The sequence below is a fragment of the Solibacillus sp. FSL W7-1324 genome, from assembly GCF_038008025.1.
GTDB lineage: Bacteria > Bacillota > Bacilli > Bacillales_A > Planococcaceae > Solibacillus.
This window is the reverse complement of the sequence record NZ_JBBOYH010000001.1, coordinates 788,694-809,088: the sequence shown is the minus strand read 5'-3', so window position 1 is coordinate 809,088 and position 20,395 is coordinate 788,694. Positions and strand designations below refer to the sequence as shown.

Genomic DNA, 20,395 nt, shown 5'->3' with positions numbered 1-20,395 from the left:
CCCTTTCGCCTTGGTGTTATTGTTTATCATAGCAGAACGTATCCTTTATGCCAAACAATGCGCCATAAATTGCGTGACTTGCAAAATCCCGTTTCTCGATACCGCATGCCCAGCTTTTCGTTCTGCCAAATAAGTAATATGTTCTGCTTTTTTTTCTTTTTCCAGTTGTTCAATATAATCTCGGCTCATATGATAAGGAACGACCGTATCACGCTCCCCATGCCAGAAAATAATCGGTTTGTTCGCCCATAATTCCTCATGCTGCTCCATATCGAATTTTTGCAGCATTTGAATCAGGCCAGATTGCTGTTCTTCGGATAGCGGGAATGTTACGCCTTTTTGCTTTAAATCCTCTACTTGATGGAGTGCCAGTTTCGTGTAGCTTGTCGTTCCCATGCAAATACCTGCTGTTTCAATCCATGGATAGATCGCTAAACAACCCGATGTTACAATGCCGCCCATTGAAGTTCCGGCAATGCCAACCTTATTTCCTGCCAAGTTTTTCAGCTTCAATTCTTCATAAATAGTATGTACTTCTTCCACTGACTTTAATACAATTTTCCAGAAGTTAAAGTTCATCTGGTCTTCCGTCAATTCATTCGAGCGCTCACCATGCATTAATGCATCCGGCAGTATAACACGTACACCTCGTTGCACAAACTGATAAGCGTAATGTAAATTATGTTCCTTTGCGCTCATAAAACCATGAAGAAAAATAACGACCGGTGTTTGCTCATCCATCGTTTCATCATATACATGCAGTAATGGAATGGACTTCCATTGTTCTTGATCTACTATCAAATTTCTCACCTCTTTGTTTACATTAGCAAAAATTGGTCGATGTTTCAAAACTTTGACGAATGCTATTTTTGCACGTTACAATTATACCCAGGCTAAAGGAGGCTTACTCTTATGAACGAACATTTAATTGTATTAGATTTAGACGGCACTTTATTGACGGACGAGAAAAAGATTTCTGCGCTGACAAAGGAAACTTTGTTGAAAGCAAAAGAAGCTGGTCATCAGGTGATGATTGCGACAGGACGTCCGTATCGTGCGAGTCAGCTTTATTATCAGGAGCTGAGTTTAACAACTCCGATTGTCAATTTCAACGGAGCCCTCATCCACCATCCTAAAAATCCAATGTGGAAACCCATTCATACAACAGTGGATTTGAGTGTAGTCCACGATGTTGTAGAATCCGTTCATAAATATGAATATGATAACTTAATCGCCGAAGTGATGGATGACGTATATCTCCATCGTGAAGACGAAGGTGTGCTTCAGTTGCTGCATATGGGCAACCCGACTATTTTAACCGGCGATCTAAAAGATATATTAAAGGAAGACCCGACAAGTTTGCTTATTCAAGCCGATGATGTAAATACACCGATCATCCGCCAACATTTACAGGATGTTCATGCTGAACTGATTGAGCATCGCCGTTGGGGAGCGCCATTCCCGATTATTGAAATTGTCCATAAAGGGTTGAGTAAAGCAGTAGGCATTGACTATATTGCAAAAGAAATGGGCATTCCGCGCGATCGTATCATTGCATTTGGCGATGAGGACAACGACATGGAAATGATTGAATATGCAGGCGTTGGTGTTGCGATGAGTAACGGTATTGACGATTTGAAATCTATCGCCAATGAAATTACACTATCGAACAATGAAGACGGCATCGGGAAATTCCTGCAAGACCGCTTAAAACTGTAATAAACTAGAAAAAACCTGGCAAAGCATAGTGTCTGCTTTTCCAGGCTTTTTTACTATTGTGCTGAATTCTCGGCACGGCGTTTTTTTCCGCGTTTCATAATCGCTATCATAAATGCTGTGTACAGCACAACAACTAACCCAAGCGCCACAATGTAGGATGTGTTAATGCCACGCGCATCAATCACCTGGTACACTTCCACCATTTCACGGTCTAAAATAATGGCATAGTTGCCGTCCTTATTTTCACGGATAATTTCACTGTTGAACATCCCGCGAACTTCTTTTCCCTCACCTAGCTCAGCGACAGGAATATGCACACGTTTTGTTTTACTACTATTATTAATGACAACAATCCATGTTTCTTCATCGGATTTGCGTTCAAATACAACATAGCCGTCTTCATTTTCAAGCCATTTAAATTCCCCGTTACGTAAAGTGTCGGAATCATTTCGCAATGACTGAAGTTTTCCGACATAATCGGCTAGTTCCGAGTCCGTTTTAAAATTGTAGTACTGGTGCGCTTCAACACCGGCTTCCCCGTTCATTGCAATTTCAGATCCATATTGTACAACCGGCACACCAGGAAGTAATAGCGTGCTCGCAATGGAAATTTTACTGCGTGTCGGAGGATACATCCCTTCCTCTGTTGCCGCCAATGTAAAGCGGTCCGACCAGATTGTATCGGTCATCGATAAAACCGGCGTTCCCGATAGCATTTCCTCGATATGAGGCTCCAGTACTGTTGTATTTAAATCAACATTTTTAAATGCATTCGTGAAGTTAGTCGCTGTATCACTATAAAATTTCGCGTCAAAATCAGCGTCACTTTCTGCATTCGCAATTACATAGGCACCTGCTGCTTTTAACTGCTCGATAAAGCGATTTAAAAAAGCAGTATCGGCTTGTTCAATATTCGTCAATCGAACCCCGTCTAGTTTATATGTATCTACAAATTGTACAGCGCTGTTGATCAGCTCATTCTGTACCTCTTCATTCGTTAGGTCCCACTGGATTTTCCCATCATTTTCAGATGCCACAAATCCTTGTTTTTCTGCAAGTTCATGGTTTGGACTCACATTGGAAATCGGGAAATCCACCATTATTTTAACATCGCGTTTTTGATAAGCCTCGACCATTTTTTTAAATTCATCGGCTGTACCAAAACGGTGGTCAAACATTGTATAGCTCGTCGGCATCGAGCCATCATATTTTTCAGTCTCAAATACAGAGCCAATTGACAGCATTGTATAGCCCATATTTGCTACATAATCGATTTTCTTCAGCAATCCATTGAAATCCCCGCCCGCAAACATCGTCGGGTCTTGCGCATTTACTGCATCATCATCATTTTTACCGGTACCGTTAAAGAAACGGTCCACTAAAACATCATATATACTTTCATCTGCAATCGTACGCTCTTCCGCATTTGCAACAGCAGCAACTGACAATGAAGTCGAAAGCAGCACACCCGCAGCTAATGTACGAAACCATTTATTAAATCCCATTCATTTCCCTCTCTTTCATATACAGTCCATCGTCATTTTACCAAAAAAGATATAAACGTAGCTACCTTAAATAGTTATTTATAGGAAATTCGACAAATACGTGTCAGAAATGTGTATGAAGGGATTGATTTAGCTAAAAATTGAAGGCGCGTTGTTTTTAAATAGAGGATTGTATGTAAAACGTGGAGCCGAAAAAGTGGAACTTCCTTGATATAATGTGGAACGATTCTCCACATAGGTAGAACAAATCGCGGGAAATGTAGAAACTGCGGGGATAGTAGAACTTTATAGGTGAAATGTGGAACGTTGGGTCAGCAAAGTAGAACACTCACGACCTAATGTAGAACTTTTTCTCGTCAAAAGTAGAACGAATACATCTGAATGTAGAACACCCGGAGCTATTAGAACTTTCAGGATAAAATGTGGAAAGAGGAAACGGAAAGGTAGAACCTTTCCTCTATAAAGTAGAACGTCTCTCCCCTAAAGTAGAACAAAACACTACATAAGTAGAACGTTTCCCCGTAAAAGTAGAATCCACCCTTCTCCATACAAAAAAGCGTGTAAAAAGCCACTTCAACTTTTAACACGCTTCAATCTTTATTAGAAGTTTACACCGATACCCATGCTTAAGCCTAAGTATAATGTAATTAATAGAACGATACTGAACAGTACCCAGAACATATTGACAGATTTGCCTTTGCTTTTGCGTACTAATACCATTTCCATAAAGCCGATTACTAAGATACCAAATAATACTTTCATATCATAGTTCATGCCGCTTTCAGGAATTTTATCGCGCCACTCAAGGAATAAAGACAATCCTGTAACGATTACTAAAATGTACATTAAACGTAAGATCATGTGTACTGCTTTCAACTTTTTACCGGATAATGCAGCAATAAAGAATAATATTAATGCGATTGCCCAAGTCGTAATGTGCAAATGTGTCGTACTAGTTAAAAAATCCACGAATTTTCCACCTCTTCTATTTTTCTCTACAGGCATATCCTACCATGTAAAGCCCTCTAAATTCAATTGAATCTTCCAAGTTCAACGAGTTGTCATAAAAAAGCTAAATTTCTATGCAAAAAAGGCAGTAGATTTTCTTAACAATGAAAATCTACTGCCTATTAATATCGGAAACTAGTAATCCGTCATTATAAAACTATTAAGCAAATCGGTTTGCTAAAGTCCCGATTCCTTCAATTGCAATTTTCACTTCATCGCCTGCTTTTAAGAATTGAGGCGGATTCATCCCTTTTCCAACTCCAGCCGGCGTACCTGTTAAAATAACATCGCCCGGCTCAAGCGTTACATATTTTGAAACGGTCTCAATAATTTCCGAAACTGAGAACAGCATATCTTTCGTCGATCCATTTTGGCGTACTTCACCATTAACTTTCGTCACAATGGATAATGCATGCGGATCAGGAATTTCATCTTTCGTTACTAAATACGGCCCCATCGGACAGCTGCCTTCCAAACTTTTGCCTAAGAAGAATTGTTTATGTTTCTCCTGTGCATCACGCGCTGTAATGTCATTGGCAATTGTATAACCGAACACATAGTCAAATGCCATTGCTTTCGGAACATTTTTTCCGCGCTTGCCGATTACGACAGCTAACTCCCCTTCATAATCCAGGGAATCCGTTACATCTGCATGCACAGGTAATGTCGATTCATCCGGCGCAATTGCAGTTGGCGACTTCGTAAAGACAACGATATGTTCAGGTGCCTTTTCTGCACCCATTTCACGGGCATGATCACTGTAATTTTTACCAACACATAAAATATTTTTCGGTGTACGAGGAACTGGCGACAGCCATTCAATATCAGAATAAGCCAGTTTAAACTGAGCGCCATCTTCATGATTTTGAGCTGCCTCTACTAATTTACGAACTTGCTCAACAAATTCGTAGCCATGTGCAATCCCGTCAATAATTGTTTTCGGAAAGTCTTTTAGTACATTAAGTTGGTTTTGGATTTCGATTACATCCCAAACTGCCTCTTCTTTTTTCACTTTTGGGCCAAACTTTACTTGTTCGTTTACTTTAAATGATAACAATTTCATAACGTGGAGCACTCCTTCTGTTTTTTTACATCATACATTAAAACATAAACAATTACCTTACTTTTCTGACAAAAAGGGACTTAATTCGTAAAACTAAGTGTTCGGTGCATAAAATTTTGTACAGTACCGCATTCTTTGTTCACGATTCACGTTTCGCAGGTTTACCGTAAGTAAATCTTTTCAGCAATGCTTCAATCGGCCCTTGTTTATATTTCGAGAAGTAGATTTCCGCAATTAATACTTGGATGACGAAAATTCCGACCGCCATATAAATGCCCATTTGCACATCCACTTTCCCGTATAAACCAAAGCCCCAATTGTAGAAAAGCACCGTACAAATAACAGACTGCATCAGATAGAGCGTAAGAGACATACGGCCAGCCTTTGCAATCGGCGACAGCAGTTTTACAATGAACGGCAATTGTGTCAGCAATGTAATCGCCGCCATATAACCAATCGCCAATAATGGACCGCCAATATAAACTTGCAAGTATTCATTGCCGAGTGTTTGATCACCGGCTATCGGCAAGCTCTTCATATAAAGTCCGCCGCCAATACCAGCAACAGCTAAAATCACCCATATGATGATTTTTTCTTTTGCCCGCTCGATCAGACGCCATTTGGCAAGTGCCGCACCAAACAGCATATAGGGTAATATCGTAAATAGAGACGAAATCCACATCATGACACTCATCTGAATCGATAAGTCATCAAGACGCTGCATGAATGCATCCGTCCAGTTTCCGATACCGTATGCTGTTAAGGCACTTTGAATTGCTTCAATATCGACAGAGAAGCTATCTGTTGATGCGTTAAAAAAACCTGCCGCGACATATAAACTTAAGTTGAAACCATGATACAAAGCATTCACCGCAACTGCCACAAGCAGGAGCCATTTTGCCTTCATACGAATTAGTGCAATTAAAAACACTCCACAAAATGCGTATGTTGCCAAAATATCGCCCCACCAAATAACAATCGCATGGAACATCCCGATGCAAAATAACAAAATTAAACGTTTCGGCGCAAACCGGTAAAAATCTGCCCCCGTATTATTTGCTTTTATATATTGCATCGCTAATCCATACCCGAACAGCATAGAAAATAACGGATAGAAGCTGCTTTGCACATAAATATCCAAAAGCTGCTGGAGTACTATATCCTGAACTTCATTAAACCAGCTGCTCAAATCCGCAATATGCGGCATCGGTAAATAAAATCCGAACATATTCACTAATAAGATGCCGAGTAAACTTACCCCGCGCAATATATCAAGTGTTGCAACACGTTCGTTCGTACCTACTGGGCGAAAATCCACCGTCAATCCCCCTAATCTATTTTCACTTCTTGTCCAATACTGTATAAATATAAAATGCGTTCATTTATTTCAATGCGCTTAATTGATTGGACAGCATGCTGATAATAGTTTAATTGAATTTGGTACGACTTTGTCATTTTTTGTTTAATTTTCTCAAAATCGCCTAATAAATACTGTTCGATATAATCCGTCTTATAATCAAGAAGCACCCAGTTACCGTGTTCATCTTCAAAAATGCAGTCGATGACACCCTGTACAATTTGGGCATCTCCTTCCTCATCTTTCAAACTAAGTGTAAACGGCTCTTCTCTTAATACTTGCTTCGCTTTTTTAAAACGCTCACCGACCTCTGTTTGGAAAAAGGCAAATATTTTTTCCGCTGAAACGGCATCTGCTTCAATTTGCTGCAACAGCTTACGTTCTACAAGCGACTGGATATAACTTCCCGTCTCTTCAATTGATGCAAACCCTTGCTGCGGGATATGCTGCATAACGGCATGGACAGCTGTACCGACTTCGGTTGCCGAAAGCTTCCGTTCTTTTTTCCCTTTCAGCATAAAGCTTGGTACATCGGTTTTTACATAACGCTTCGCTTCCATATTGTAAAGCTGCTCTTCTTCCATACGCTGCAAACTTTCAAGACGTTTTTGCTCCGATACCGATGTCTTTGATTTCTTTGTTACTGCATTTGCATATGGATACGGTGTTGTGAAGCGTTTCGCCAAGAGCTGAACCAGATCTTCATTCACGGTCTGTTCAACCACTTCCTGCTCCACCGTTTCCGCTTCATTGGCAAGCAAATAATCATAGTTCGGAATGATACGTACTGTCCATTTTTCTGTTGTTGCCGCTTCATTCGAATAACCATAATTGGCAAACAGGAAATCGTTATGGCGTGCAACAGCCGGACCGACCCAGCTTAAATAGCTGTTCGCTTTTGAACGAATATAAGCCGGGAGCACTGTCTCCTCCAATTCCTGATAAAATGCCCATTCTTCCTTCTGCTTTTCCCAGTCTTTAATCGAGCCGACTAAAATGAGGCGCTCTTTCGCACGGGTCATCGCTACGTATAAGACGCGCATTTCCTCTGCCTTCATTTTCGCGAGCTTTTTTTCCTTCACATATAAGTGCGGTAACGATGTCGAAATGATATTTAAATCCGGATTCACCGATTTTATCGCCAAACCGAAATCCTGATCGAAAATATAACGGCTGCCTAAATCTTTCGTATTGAATGTACGGCTCATCCCCGCTACAAATACGACTGGATATTCCAATCCTTTTGATTTGTGGATTGTAAGTAATGTAACGACATCATCGGCTTCACTTGTTGATTTGGCAATTCCTAAATCATCTCCGCGTGAACTCATGCGGTCGATAAATCGCAGGAAGCGGAATAATCCGCGGAATGAGGATTTTTCATAGCTTAATGCACGATCATGCAATGCCCGCAAGTTCGCCTGACGCTGCTTGCCGTTCGCCATCGCCCCAACCATTTCGTAATAATTCGTATCTAAATATACTTGCCATACTAAATCGGCCAATGCCCCATGACGAGAGAACTGGCGCCATTTCTGATGCATCGTAAAGAACTTATCAAGCTTCGCCTCTGTTTCGATCGGCATGTCACCCGCTGCTTCTTCTTTATACTGCTTTAATGCCTCATAAAAAGGGACTTTCCCGTTAATTAGGCGGATTTTCGCCAGTTCATTTTCCGTTAACCCGATAAACGGTGCACGCAGTACGGAAGCGAGCGGAATATCCTGATACGGATTGTCGATGACTTTTAATGTGTTGATCATAATCATTACTTCAAGCGATTCAAAATAACCGCCATCTGTTTCGGCATAGAGCGGCAGGCCGGCCAGTTTAAATTCCTCTGCGAACGTCGTATACCAAGTACGGGAACGCATCAATACGACGATATCGCGGTAGCTGACCGGACGCATCGATTTCGTTTTCGGATTGTATACTTGTCCGCCATGATCGACTAAATCACGGATGCGCTGAATAATGTAGCGTGCTTCCTGTTGTGCAGCGCTGATGCTTTCTTCCTCAGAACCGTCTTCACTTCCCGGAATAATTTGCGCTTTTGAATCACCTTCCAGTAAAACTAATTCAATCGGCACTTGCTGCTCATCATAGCTCGCTCCGAATTTAAGTTTTGCCTGTTCATCGTATGCAATCTCGCCGACTTCTTCATCCATGATTTGCTCAAATACATAATTCGTACCTTCCAGCACTTCCGAACGACTGCGGAAATTGGCATTTAAGTCAATTTTCATTCCCGTGCCGGAAGGGTCCTCTTCAAATCGCTTATATTTATCAAGGAAAAGGCGCGGTTCTGCAAGACGGAATGCGTATATACTTTGTTTCACATCGCCGACCATGAACATATTCCCATCCTGTTCGCCGCCGTTTTTCACAAGCTGCAAAATTGTTTCCTGCAAGAAATTGAATATGGATAGGTAAGCCTTTGAAGTTATCTCCAGCTTTTCCCCCCATTCACACCGTACGTGAGAGTTTCCCCTCATACGGCGTTCCATCAATTATGAATCTTTAAACTAATATTTTATTTCCAGCCATAACTCGAAGTTTATTTACTTTGTCTCTACTTTCTTGTGTCAGTCTTGCTAATTGAAGATATTTTTCAATCGTCTCTTCATTTGTTGCGTGAATCAGTTTATGGACCAATTTAGTTATATAAACTAAGTTATTATAATCATCTTTTCCACCCAATGCTCTTGGCTTCTTATGATGTAATTCCATATTATTTAGAAGAAGTGGCTCACCTGTAACGAAACATATCCCCTTTTGAGCGATATATTTTGAGATGCGATTGTCATTATACTCAATACTTTGATTAATTACAGGATTTTTTACTAGGTGCCTAATAATTCCTTCTGATACTGACTTCTGTGTTTTGTGTACGAGACTTCTACCTTCAATCGTGTAGTTGTTTATTTCTTGCGTAAAGTTCTTCGGGTTTTTATGCTTCACACCATCAATTGGGAAGATGGCTACTTTGGCTACGAAAATTATCTTTTTGCCTAAGTAGTCTTTATAATGTGTTTCATAGTATTTACTAATTTTCCCTTTTTCTGATGATACTCTGCTTAAACTGTTATATAAGGTTCGTTTGACAGAGAATGCAATTTCACTAAAATCCTTTGTTACCATTGTCGCCTGTCTGTAGAAGTTTTGGAGTCCTAATATTGTTGCGTTTAGTTTCGACACTTCTGAGGCGGTGGTATTTTTCTTAAGTCTTTTAATATTTTCTTTAATTTTTTGTTTTGCATTCTTTTTCGCCTTTTCAGTCATAAATGATTTTACAGTATGCTTTTTCTTGTTCCTTACTACTTTCATTTTAAATCCGAGGAACTCTGAAAAGTTTTTTCTTAAATTAATTACCTTCGATTTTTCCTTGCTAATCTCAAGATGCAGTCGCTCTTTTAACCACTTTTTAACGCCTTCAAATATTTTAAAAGCACTTTTATGGTCACGACAGAAGATTTTAAAGTCATCTGCGTATCGGACGATAAACATCTCTTTTAGGTCTGTACTAGATTTTAAAGTCCTGTATTTCAATGACCTATCTAGTCGCTTCTTGCCACTTATAATACGTTCTCTCTCATAGTTCTTTTCTGTTTCAAACGTTTCCCATTGGTCGCTTATCCACCAGTCCAACTCGTTTAAAACGATATTAGATAGTAGCGGCGATAAAATACCACCTTGTGGAGTGCCTATGTTTGGCTTACCTAGTCCCACAATTTCAGCTTTCAACAGTTTGCTAATGATAGAGATTACTTTTTTATCCTGAATGCCCATACTCCACATTTGTTTTAATAGCTTGCCATGATTGACGTTATCAAAGAATCCTTTGATGTCTATATCAACCACATAATGCAGCTTATTAAGATTGGCTAATGTAACTGCTCTTGAGTACGCGTGAAGTGTACCTCTATTTGGTCTAAATCCATAACTGTGATTATGGAATTTCGCTTCGCATATTGGTTCAAGAACTTGTTTAATACATTGCTGTATAATTCGGTCTTCAATTGTTGGGATTCCCAACGGTCTACTACCGCCATTAGCTTTTGGTATTTCTTTTCTTCTTATTTTGTGTGGAATAAAGTTCTCCATCCTTTTTCTAACATATTTGATGAGTTTTTCGGGTTCTTGATCACCGATAGTAATAATTGTTGATTCGTTTACACCTTTAGTGAGTGACCCTTTATTTTTCTTGATGTTTCTATATGCTAGTAAGATGTTTTCCCTATCTACTATGAGTTTGTAGAGATTTTTGAATTTCTTGTTGTTTTGACTATCTTTGTAAAGCTTGTCGAAGGTTTCTTGCATACCGTAATACTCATTATTTCGTAAAGACTGTCGTTTCAAAACTTTTTCGTTTGCTGTATCAGTCAACACTTTCACCACCATTTACGCGATTTGGTGATTGCATTTCTTTTAGTCATACGAGAACCTGATATTATAAAATATTGTTTTAGTTATTCATAAATTGACTAATGGCTATCCCTCCACCGCTTATTATCACGGCTTCAACGGTACTGTGCCATCACTTTCACTGACTTTAAATAGGGTTATAAATATCAGTTTTCCCCTATACCTCTTCATCGAGTGCAATCTCTCCAAGTAGCCAGCTTCCCACGTTCCAAGAAATCATATCTGTACATATAATACCTTTAGGTCATTCCTTTAGCCCTGTTAGCTTGATAGTGCCTGTAACACTATAAGGTGTTTCATAAAGACGAATTTTACTCCACCTCACTAACCCAACAATCAGTTGGTGTACCCTTTCGAATACCTATATCTCTAGAGCCGTACATTCGGAATTTCGTCAGTAAAGGATTTTTCCTCTACATTCTAACCATGGGTATTTTTATAGAACCCCAGCCTATCTACCGCACAAGATACCTCTATCTCGCTTTCCTTCTTTCGATTAGGGCAATATTCAGCTGACTTCACCGAGCTTATAACGTTCATATGATTGCACACATCAACGCTATTCGGAGGATTAGGTCGAGCCTTTCAGAGCGTTACCTCATCGTTCGACTCATCTGATTTCTTAGTTCTCCTAGCTATTGCTAGTGGCTAATCTTTTCAATTAGCAACGTGTCGCACCATCCTGATATTCATCGACAAGCACTTCTTTGAAACGCTTCTGGAAATTCAATGCCACATCGGACGGCTGGGGTGGATTTGACGTGCTTTCTTCATCTGTCAAAATCTCCAGCGCATAATGCTCCAAATCCGAAAAATCAAGCAGGCCGCGCTCTTGCTTCGCTTTTTTAAACGCTTCACTGTATTCAATCGTCAGTTTCACGAGTGTTTCCAAAATCGGCTTTGTCGCCGCCATTTCCTGAACATACAACTTAGGATGACGCGCAAAAAATGTTTCCTTTAAATCCGTAAGCATTTCTTTTGCCGTATCACGATGATTTTTCGCTACCGCATAAGTTTGCTTATCTTCCTCTGTATCCTTTTTCGTCAAAGGCTTGATCCGACCGAACTCAACTGCAGGGATCAGCTCATATGCCTGTTCCCATGAACCTTCCTCCATCGCTTCAAGTACATGCTTAACCCCTGTATATTCCGCTTCAAACAATGGCTTGTTTTTCTCTAAAGCAGGTGTAACGGTCATGATTTGCAATCCTTTTTCAAGCCGTGTGGCAATTTCTTTCAGACTCCCGATTATAAACGGACGCACTTCCTTCGCAATACCCAACTCATCAATCGGACTTTCCGGATCGATATCGTATTTCTCGGGCAATGCGCGCAGCCATTCATACGGGTTTGGCTGAACACGCGACACTTTATACATTTCCTGCAGCAACAGTTCAATTGCCTGGTCACTGCGGTCAGAGGCAAAGCTGTCGACTAATGTGTATAGCTCCTCTTTCGTAAACAATGTTTCCATATCACCCCGGTATGCCTTTTCAAGCACATCCATCAGTACATCATCTTGCAATAACGAAGCTTCTTCTGTACTTGCCAGACGGAAGCCCGGGTCCAGATCAATCGTGTATGCATATTCACGGCAAATTGATAAGCAGAAAGAATGCAGTGTTGAGATTTGCGCTTTGTTCAATAAACTTAACTGACGGCGCAGAAAATGGTTGCTCGGATTTTGGGCAAGTTCCTTTTCAAGCGCTTCCGCCATCCGGTTGCGCATTTCCGCAGCCGATGCATTTGTAAACGTTACAACGAGCAGCTCATCCACATCAATCCGCTTATCTTCAGGCGCCAATATCTTTTGGATCAGTCGCTCGATCAATACCGCTGTTTTCCCTGAACCGGCCGCTGCTGATACTAATATGTCATGGCCGGATGCGTAGATGGCTTTCCACTGCACATCTGTCCATTGAACATCACTCGGCTTCGCTGGAATTGTCATCTGCACATACCACCTTTTTAATGTTTTCAAATACTTCCTGTTCCGGCTGTTTCTTAATTTCATTGAAACTGTTGCCTGTTTCCGACTGGTCGAACTGGCAAACCGATTTAAAACTGCAATACGTACAAGCCTTTTGATTACCAAGGCTGTACGGCTTAATTTCCGTATTCCCGCGGTAAATTTCATTGCCTGCCTGACGGAATTTATAGTGTACGAACTCCTGCAGGTTTTCCATCTGTTCCTGTTCAATTACTTTTGAGGATCGGCTGTTAAATTCCGGGTTGTCTCCGCTTTTAAACGCGGCCGGTACGATAATTGACGATTTACTCGGCTCGAGTGACTGGTCCATCAATTGCGCCACTTCCACATCTTTTACCATATAGCCGCTCAACTTGAACTTTTCCTGACGCAGATTTTCCACACGGTCATACTGCTCATAGTCTTCTGTCGGAATGAGCGGATTGTGCACATGCAGGTAGAACATTCCCGCGGCCTGAACAATAATATTCTCCAGCTCCGATAAGTCCTGGATGAACTTCCCTTCCCGTGCGATAATCGGGATATTTTTCATCGCTACATCTAAATACGTCAACAGCTGCAGCGAAATCCCGTTATATACTTCTGTAAAATCAAGCTTGCGTCCGCTTGATTTATAATCGATCACACGCAAATACAGATTTTCCGCATCTTTATATGCATCAATCCGGTCAATTTGCCCGCGCACATACATTTTCCGGTTATGTTCCAGATCAATTTTCAGTGCTTCCAGCGGGTTACGGTCATCCTGTTCCGTATTTTTATCGTCGCGTTTCCCGAACGGCTTTTCATGGGCTATCGCTTTAAACTTCGACAGTTCACTTTGATTGATTAGCGCATAAATTGTACGTGCTACGATTTTCACAAGTTTCGTTTTAATATATTCAAAGCGGTGACTGCTTTTTAAAATACTGTACGAGAAATAGTCCGCCAGTTTTGAAATCGTTTCATCCGCCTTTTTATAGCATGCTACATATGTTGTAAGCGGAATCGATGGCTCTTTCTCGGATAAAATCGTCCGTATTGCCTCATGGAACAGATCACCCATCGCGAAGGTCTCGAGCTTGAATTCTGTACGCTCCTGCAGTTTCAGCCCGTAAGACACAAAATGTGAATACGGACAGCTGTAAAAGCGTTCAATACGCGATACACTTGCCAAAAAGTCTTCCCCATACAATGCAGTCGCTATATCTTCCGTTAACGGTTCTGCTTCATTCGTCGTATAGAGAGGTTTTTCCACGATGTTCAGTACATCTTTCCAGCGCGGTTCCCGTTCATAAAATGCTTTTAACGCCGCCCATTCTTCAGTAAGCGGACGTCGCTCATGCTGTGCCTGTTTAAGCTGGGTCATTAAGAAACCGATTGCCGGTGATGGGTGCTGTATATACTTGAGCACATTGTCTTTATGAAGCTCATCAAGCGGATCCATCGCAATTTGACGATGCGGCATTGTACGAACCGTTTTTTCCTCTGAAGTACCTTGGTTTTCGGTAATTTCAAACATGCTGTGCAGCCGGTTAATATAAAGTGAAGGAAGCTTGCTTTTACTTTCCTCATCCGCATTTGCATACGTAATATATAAATAGTCGGTCGATGAAGAAATCGCACGGTAAAACAGAAAACTTTCCTGCAGAAGTCGGCTTTTTATACCCGGTGCCAATTCCACATCAATTTTCTCAAATGTTTCACGCTCGTCATCAGAGAGAAGGCCACCCGCTTCCATACGCATCGGGTAGACCCCGTCATTAACACCGATGACGAAAATGGCCTTTTTGTTGTCAAAACGCGCAAACTCGACTGTCGATACGGTCACTTCATCCAATGTCGGCGGTACACTTGCAAACTCTAGTGTTTCATAGCCTTCATCCAAAATCTGTGCGACTTCTTCCAACGGCATAATTTTATCGCCGAACATCAAGTCAAATTGATCCAAAATATGAATCCAGCCATTCCAGGCTTGTTCATGCTCCAATGACTGATGGAGTGAATCAGCCTGCTCTTCCTGCTCCTGCATTTTCAGCAGTTTCTTATAAATATCAAGCTGTTCCATAAACTCATACAGTGCCACTACAATTTCACGGCCTGTTTTTTTACCTTTCAACCGGTTCTGCAATGCCAATACCGGTTCCCGGATTAAGTCACGTACGGATTTTAAAAGCTGCTCATGCTCCAGTTCGTCTTCTGTCTGAACCGCATTCACTTTTTCCAGCGATTTAAAACGGCGATAATGCCATACTTCATCTTTCATCCAGCGATCATGAACAATTCCTTTGGCGATGACGAAGTTTTCCAAAATGTCCGCTCTGTCCCGCATTGCGACCAAATTTGCTCCATAAGGGAAAAACAGATCGGTTTTAATGCTTCTGAAAACCGGCTCGTATTTCCAGTTCGTCGTAATAATCTCCAGTACAGATCGACTGAATTCAATCAATGGGTGGTAAAGCATCGCCCGCTTCTCATTTGAGAAAAACGGTATTTCGTATTGAGTAAAGGTCGTACCGATAATCGCATCGTATACATCCGCCTGGCGATACATTATTCCGATATCTTTATAGCGCAGCCCCTTTTCAAGAACGAGTTGTTTAATTTCCTGGGCAATACTTTGCACTTCTGCGCGCGGGTTTACACCTTCTAATATTTTCGCATGGCCCGTTGATTCGACTGGTTTATCGGTAATTTTGTCGAAGCAATGTTCAATATGCAGCAAGTCCCGATTTTTCGCACGGTAGTTTACTTCTAAATGGACACGTGGCTCCTCTTCAATATCAATTCCACGTTCGAACCGTAATTTTTGCAGTTCATTCTTTATTTTGTCATATGTCATCGCAGCCCGGTAAAACACGGAGCCTTCCAGTAAATCCATTTGCGGGTCTTCCATCGGGAGCACGATTGTAACACGCTTCGCATAAATAAGAAGCTCTTTTAAAATGGCCAATTCCTGTCCATTAAATGAAACAAACCCATCCAGGTAGATGTGGGTATTGCGCAAGCTTTCCATCTTCGGAATACGCTCAATTAAAAGCGGGAAGTAGCCATCGCCATCAATATATTCTGTCCCGATGCGCTCATGCAGCTGCTTTAAAATGATATTCAAATCATGCAATTTATGAAGCAGCACTTCACTTGCACCGTTTACTTTTAATGAATCGATCAGCGGGTCGATTGTTTCCACATCGATATGATATTGACTGAATTCCTTTAAAATCTGCTCGACTTCTTTTGTAAAACCGGGTTTACCCGCCGCACGTTTAAATAGTAGAAACTCTTCCTGATGTTCTTCCAAAATACGTCGTAACAGCATGCGGTACCCTGTGCCGTCAATACGTTCGTGGGCAATACCGCCTTCATTTTGCAGCACAAACCAGGCAAGCCTTTTGAATGTCATAACCTGTGCACGCATCATTCCTTCAATGTCATATTTCGTTGTCAGCTCATATTCCGTTGAAAACGACATTTGGTCAGGAACTAATATAAAAATTGGATGTCCAAATATATTTGTTTTTAAATCATCGACAATCTCACGGTGAATCAATGTTGTTTTCCCCGTACCTGCCCGTCCTGTAATAACTCGTAACGTCACCATTCCCACCTCACTTCTATTTCTTTCTTCTATTATAATATAAGAATACATGTTCGCGCATTAATTGCAATCATACAAAAAAGCCCTGCCTTTTCACTATTTGTAAAAAGCCAGGACTTCTAGTTTTTATTTATGTTTTCGCAAATTCCCGATTTCTCGTAAATCTCTTTCCACGCGCTTATTTAAAATCTTTTCAATCAGTTTGCCGATTCCCCAAATGATTAAAATAATTACAGCTGACATAATAAGTTTGACAGGAGAGGTTAAAATGTCACGCAGATCACTGCCTAAGTAGCTAATTAGAAAGATTAAAATAGGTTTTGAAATAAGAAGTGTCAAAAAATAATATTTCTTTTTTATATGAGATAGACCCGCAACCGTATTGACAACGACTACAGGTGTAAACGGCAGGCACAGCAGAACAAACAGTGGTGTAAATCCTCTAATATCCACCCAGTTAATCAATTTTTTTACTTGTTTCTGTTCTTTAATCCGACGGAAGAGCCGGTACTTTCCGAACATGCGAATCATAAGAAAGAACATATAGGAACCTGCTACTGTTCCAAGCCAGGACAGTAAAAATCCCCAAAACAACCCGTATGCGGCTGCATTGGCAATGATGATTACGAACAGCGGCAATATCGGTATAAATGATTCCAAAAACGTTAATAAAACTCCGAAAAACGGGCCTAGTAACTTATATTTTTCTACAACTGTTTCTATATTATCGATTGTCAGCCAATCTAACATAACCACTCACCCCTACCAAAAACGATAAAAATTCCTGAAGTTACACAATGCTGTCTAGTACAATTTAATCTTAACATAATTTGTTTATACCCGTTTTAGCCAAAAAAAAGAACCTCGTATTATCGAGATTCTTTTGAAATTAACTGACAACTAATAATCCAATTTTATGATTATCATCACGATGGACAACATGCTGGGCAAGGCGCAACTCACCAGAATGATCCAGCACTTCCAAACGGCAATGGGCAGCATTGATCTGCAATGCTTTATACAAATCTTCTTCTGTAAAAACATCTTGTCCATTTACACGCTTGATAATTTCACCTGCGACAAGCCCCATTTTCTCAGCAGGGGAATCCGGTAAAATACCGGCAATCATCACACCTTTATCACTGCGTACAACGGCATAGCTGTTACGGTCCTCTGAACGACTATAATGAATACCGATAATTGTACGAGAAATTGCTCCTAACGCTAATGCTGCTGCCCCAAGTATCGGCAGGAGATAAGCGGCCAATCCGACAACGAGCACAAATTGGCCTATCATTATAATTGAACGTCCCATTTGAGGATAAACATTCATCGGCAGCTTCTGACGCACCATCTGCTGGAAGCCGATAATAAATGGGAAAACAATGATTGAAAACTGTTCTGCTCCAATCGTAAACTGTGGCCAATAAGGTGCAAAATTTTGAATCCCTTCACCCGGAATAACAGTAAAGACCGGTAAAATCCAAAGCTGTTTACTAAAATAACCGATCCCGTTTAATCCACGTTTTGTTTTCTCAACAATCGGTGAAGCAAACCGGGCACCATAACGGCGGATTAAAATTCCTTCCGCCATCAGCAAAAGCCCTGTCATTATCGGAACGGTCATAACAAGCTCGTCCGTAACATTTCTACCTGCCAACTCAATTGTTCCGATTGTATATGACCAATCTTGCCATTGCATCCAAACGATTCCGCAAAAAGCAACTGCCATCACAATCGCTGGCGATAATAATTGATACAGATAAATAATCATACCTGCGAGACTTACAATAAATACAATTGTCAATAATTCGAGTGATACTGTTAAGCCTATTACAAGACTAAATAAGGAAATAATAACGGACAGCATAAAGCCCATCGCAAGCATATTTTTCAGCTCGGACCAGCCACCTAGTATCCGTCGGTTAAAATACCTTCGTTCGCGCTTCACTCGGCGATACCCTAAATATACTGCGGAAATGATGGCGACATAAAACAAAGGATTTATAAAAAACCGGCCAATCCCTTTTAAAATTTCAATCAAAACTGTTCCATCCATATTCTCACCTACCGTACGAATAATTGTACCAAATCCTTTCCGTAATGCGTAGTCCCATTTGTACCGGAATAGAAATAAAGGCTTGGCGGTGGAATTGGAGATGTAGGGGGCGAGTTAAATAAGGAGGTATCTTTCAGACCGTTTTCTAAATAAAATGTTGAACAAATAAAAAAAGCCCATTTCATTAAAGAAACGAGCCCTCAATCTCTTTTATACTATCAATCACTCAAACTGATGCATTATATAACTAATCGCCATCTGCAGCTGCATGTCATTTACTTTCGACTGTTTGAATGTTTGCAGTTCTTTCGTTAATTCATTGAAAAATGCTTCATCCATATAGTCTCCTTCTGCAATGTCATGCTTATGTCTGAAGCTCTCCACTTCCTGAGCTGTATCCTTATCAAAGAATCCGTCTGTCCGGCTGATCGCATAGCCCAGTTCACTTAATATGCGCTGGCTGTAGGCAACTTCTTCACTGTATTCTCCCTCTTCATAGCGCCCCTTCAGTATTTTTGTTTCTACACTGTAAAGAGGATGCTGTGTCACTTCGACATCCGGCTCGATCCCAACATCATGAATCCACTTTTTAGAAGGAGTAAGCCATTTGTTCGTCGATAACTTTACTTCTCCGCCATTTTGAAGGTCCCATGTTTGCTGAACCGTTCCTTTACCGAAGCTCGTCACCCCAATTATGACCGAACGCTTCCAGTCCTGCAGGGCACCCGCAAACACTTCACTGGCTGATGCGCTTCCTTCATTTTGGATAAGTGTTAAAGGCGTGTCGCGCAGCCAATTTGCGTAAGGCTGGAACTGCTCGACTTTCTTTGTTTTCAGCGGCTCTGTTACACCGTCATGATTTTGCATGTACGCAAAGATTTTTTCTTTTTGCTCGAACATGCTCATCATTTGGGTAACACTATGTAAATAGCCACCTGGATTGTCCCTCACATCAATGATTAACCCTTCCACTTCCTCCTTAATTACACCATCAAGAGCCTCTTTCCACTCCTCTGCTGTTTTTTCGCCAAATAGATTGATCGTTATATAGCCGAGTTTTTTTCCTTCTACCTCGAGGACTTCAGCTTCCACCGTATCATTTTTCAAGCGTTCCCTTTTCATGACCAACTTTAAATGCTGATCCATATCCGGGCGATAAATGACAAGTTCCACTGCTTCCCCTTCTTTGCCATACATCAGTTTACGAACTTCCCCCATTGATTTCCCGTCAAGTCGTACCTCATTAATTTGTACAAGCTCATCCAATGGTCGAATACCCGCTTTTTCTGCTGGCGATGCTTTAATAGGGGCCACGACAATAATCTTACCATTTGCTTCTGCCAACTCAACACCAATTCCGATTCGTTCACTTGCGAGCGTCTGTTTATGTAATGCTGCTTCCTGCTCCGAATAATAGGTACTATAGGGGTCATTTATTGCATTTGCCATCCCTCGCAGTGCACCTTCCACCAATTTCTCCGAATCGATATCATAAACCGACTCCTTCGTGATTAACTCATGCAGTTCATTGACTACCGCAAACTCCGCCTGTTCCTCCTTGGGCTGTGCCTTAATATTCAACACACCATAAACAATTACGCCAATACACACCATTGCGACAACTAATAAAAAAATCCGACTTTTCCGCACGAATTCTCCTCCGTTCCATAAAATTTATGAAGCGAATGAAAG

13 protein-coding genes are annotated in these 20,395 nt (G+C 41.0%); 1 reads left to right on the top strand and 12 read right to left on the bottom strand.

The genetic code is table 11. The features are described 5' to 3' along the window. Nucleotides 1-45 precede the first annotated feature (45 nt). The gene (locus MKY71_RS03750; RefSeq protein ID WP_339175306.1) at nt 46-810 is read right to left on the bottom strand and encodes a prolyl oligopeptidase family serine peptidase; all 765 of its coding nucleotides are present in this window, start codon (nt 808-810) and stop codon (nt 46-48) included. 102 nt (nt 811-912) lie between these two features. On the opposite strand from MKY71_RS03750, the gene MKY71_RS03745 reads away from it, so the two are divergent. Next, complete coding sequence (locus MKY71_RS03745; RefSeq protein ID WP_339175305.1) at nt 913-1,719, top strand: Cof-type HAD-IIB family hydrolase; 807 nt, start codon at nt 913-915, stop codon at nt 1,717-1,719. Between the two features lie 53 nt (nt 1,720-1,772). Here the strand turns inward: MKY71_RS03745 and MKY71_RS03740 are convergent, their stop codons facing one another. The 11 genes from MKY71_RS03740 to MKY71_RS03690 all read right to left on the bottom strand — a co-directional run bounded on the left by MKY71_RS03740 (nt 1,773) and on the right by MKY71_RS03690 (nt 20,353). Next, nucleotides 1,773-3,224 carry an alpha-amylase family glycosyl hydrolase gene (locus MKY71_RS03740; protein ID WP_340731661.1) on the bottom strand — a complete coding sequence of 484 codons (1,452 nt, stop codon included), beginning with the start codon at nt 3,222-3,224 and terminating at the stop codon, nt 1,773-1,775. A gap of 600 nt (nt 3,225-3,824) precedes the next feature. Further along, nucleotides 3,825-4,193 carry a YisL family protein gene (locus MKY71_RS03735; RefSeq protein WP_340731660.1) on the bottom strand — a complete coding sequence of 123 codons (369 nt, stop codon included), beginning with the start codon at nt 4,191-4,193 and terminating at the stop codon, nt 3,825-3,827. A 199-nt stretch (nt 4,194-4,392) separates the two neighbouring features. Continuing rightward, a complete protein-coding gene (locus MKY71_RS03730) occupies nt 4,393-5,295 on the bottom strand; it encodes a fumarylacetoacetate hydrolase family protein (RefSeq protein ID WP_339175301.1) in 903 nt (300 codons plus the stop codon). Between the two features lie 139 nt (nt 5,296-5,434). Then, on the bottom strand, nt 5,435-6,613 hold the full coding sequence (locus tag MKY71_RS03725) for a DUF418 domain-containing protein (RefSeq protein WP_340731659.1): 1,179 nt from the start codon (nt 6,611-6,613) through the stop codon (nt 5,435-5,437). Between the two features lie 11 nt (nt 6,614-6,624). Beyond that, nucleotides 6,625-9,147: a helicase-exonuclease AddAB subunit AddA gene (gene addA / locus MKY71_RS03720; protein WP_340731658.1), complete on the bottom strand. Its 2,523-nt coding sequence runs from the start codon at nt 9,145-9,147 to the stop codon at nt 6,625-6,627. A 25-nt stretch (nt 9,148-9,172) separates the two neighbouring features. Continuing rightward, nucleotides 9,173-11,038 carry a group II intron reverse transcriptase/maturase gene (ltrA, locus tag MKY71_RS03715; protein WP_340731657.1) on the bottom strand — a complete coding sequence of 622 codons (1,866 nt, stop codon included), beginning with the start codon at nt 11,036-11,038 and terminating at the stop codon, nt 9,173-9,175. Nucleotides 11,039-11,738: 700 nt separating this feature from the next. Further along, nucleotides 11,739-13,028 carry a UvrD-helicase domain-containing protein gene (locus tag MKY71_RS03710; protein ID WP_340731656.1) on the bottom strand — a complete coding sequence of 430 codons (1,290 nt, stop codon included), beginning with the start codon at nt 13,026-13,028 and terminating at the stop codon, nt 11,739-11,741. After that, on the bottom strand, nt 13,003-16,647 hold the full coding sequence (gene addB, locus MKY71_RS03705) for a helicase-exonuclease AddAB subunit AddB (RefSeq protein ID WP_340731655.1): 3,645 nt from the start codon (nt 16,645-16,647) through the stop codon (nt 13,003-13,005). The genes MKY71_RS03710 and addB overlap by 26 nt, the downstream gene beginning before the upstream one ends. 123 nt (nt 16,648-16,770) lie before the next feature. Further along, nucleotides 16,771-17,394, bottom strand: a complete 624-nt coding sequence (locus tag MKY71_RS03700; protein ID WP_339175296.1) for a TVP38/TMEM64 family protein — start codon at nt 17,392-17,394, stop codon at nt 16,771-16,773. Between the two features lie 139 nt (nt 17,395-17,533). Next, nucleotides 17,534-18,703 (bottom strand): PDZ domain-containing protein, encoded by a 1,170-nt coding sequence (locus MKY71_RS03695; protein ID WP_340731654.1) that lies wholly within the window; start codon nt 18,701-18,703, stop codon nt 17,534-17,536. A gap of 222 nt (nt 18,704-18,925) precedes the next feature. Beyond that, nucleotides 18,926-20,353 carry a S41 family peptidase gene (locus MKY71_RS03690; RefSeq protein ID WP_340731653.1) on the bottom strand — a complete coding sequence of 476 codons (1,428 nt, stop codon included), beginning with the start codon at nt 20,351-20,353 and terminating at the stop codon, nt 18,926-18,928. Nucleotides 20,354-20,395 lie beyond the last annotated feature (42 nt).

What these genes read in the sequence shown, in the direction of transcription:
- MKY71_RS03745 (WP_339175305.1), top strand. Translation starts at nt 913, where the DNA reads ATGAACGAACATTTAATTGTATTAGATTTAGACGGCACTTTATTGACG.
- MKY71_RS03740 (WP_340731661.1), bottom strand. Translation starts at nt 3,224, where the DNA reads ATGGGATTTAATAAATGGTTTCGTACATTAGCTGCGGGTGTGCTGCTT.
- MKY71_RS03730 (WP_339175301.1), bottom strand. Translation starts at nt 5,295, where the DNA reads ATGAAATTGTTATCATTTAAAGTAAACGAACAAGTAAAGTTTGGCCCA.
- addA (WP_340731658.1), bottom strand. Translation starts at nt 9,147, where the DNA reads ATGAGGGGAAACTCTCACGTACGGTGTGAATGGGGGGAAAAGCTGGAG.
- MKY71_RS03710 (WP_340731656.1), bottom strand. Translation starts at nt 13,028, where the DNA reads ATGACAATTCCAGCGAAGCCGAGTGATGTTCAATGGACAGATGTGCAG.
- addB (WP_340731655.1), bottom strand. Translation starts at nt 16,647, where the DNA reads ATGGTGACGTTACGAGTTATTACAGGACGGGCAGGTACGGGGAAAACA.
- MKY71_RS03700 (WP_339175296.1), bottom strand. Translation starts at nt 17,394, where the DNA reads ATGTTAGATTGGCTGACAATCGATAATATAGAAACAGTTGTAGAAAAA.
- MKY71_RS03695 (WP_340731654.1), bottom strand. Translation starts at nt 18,703, where the DNA reads ATGGATGGAACAGTTTTGATTGAAATTTTAAAAGGGATTGGCCGGTTT.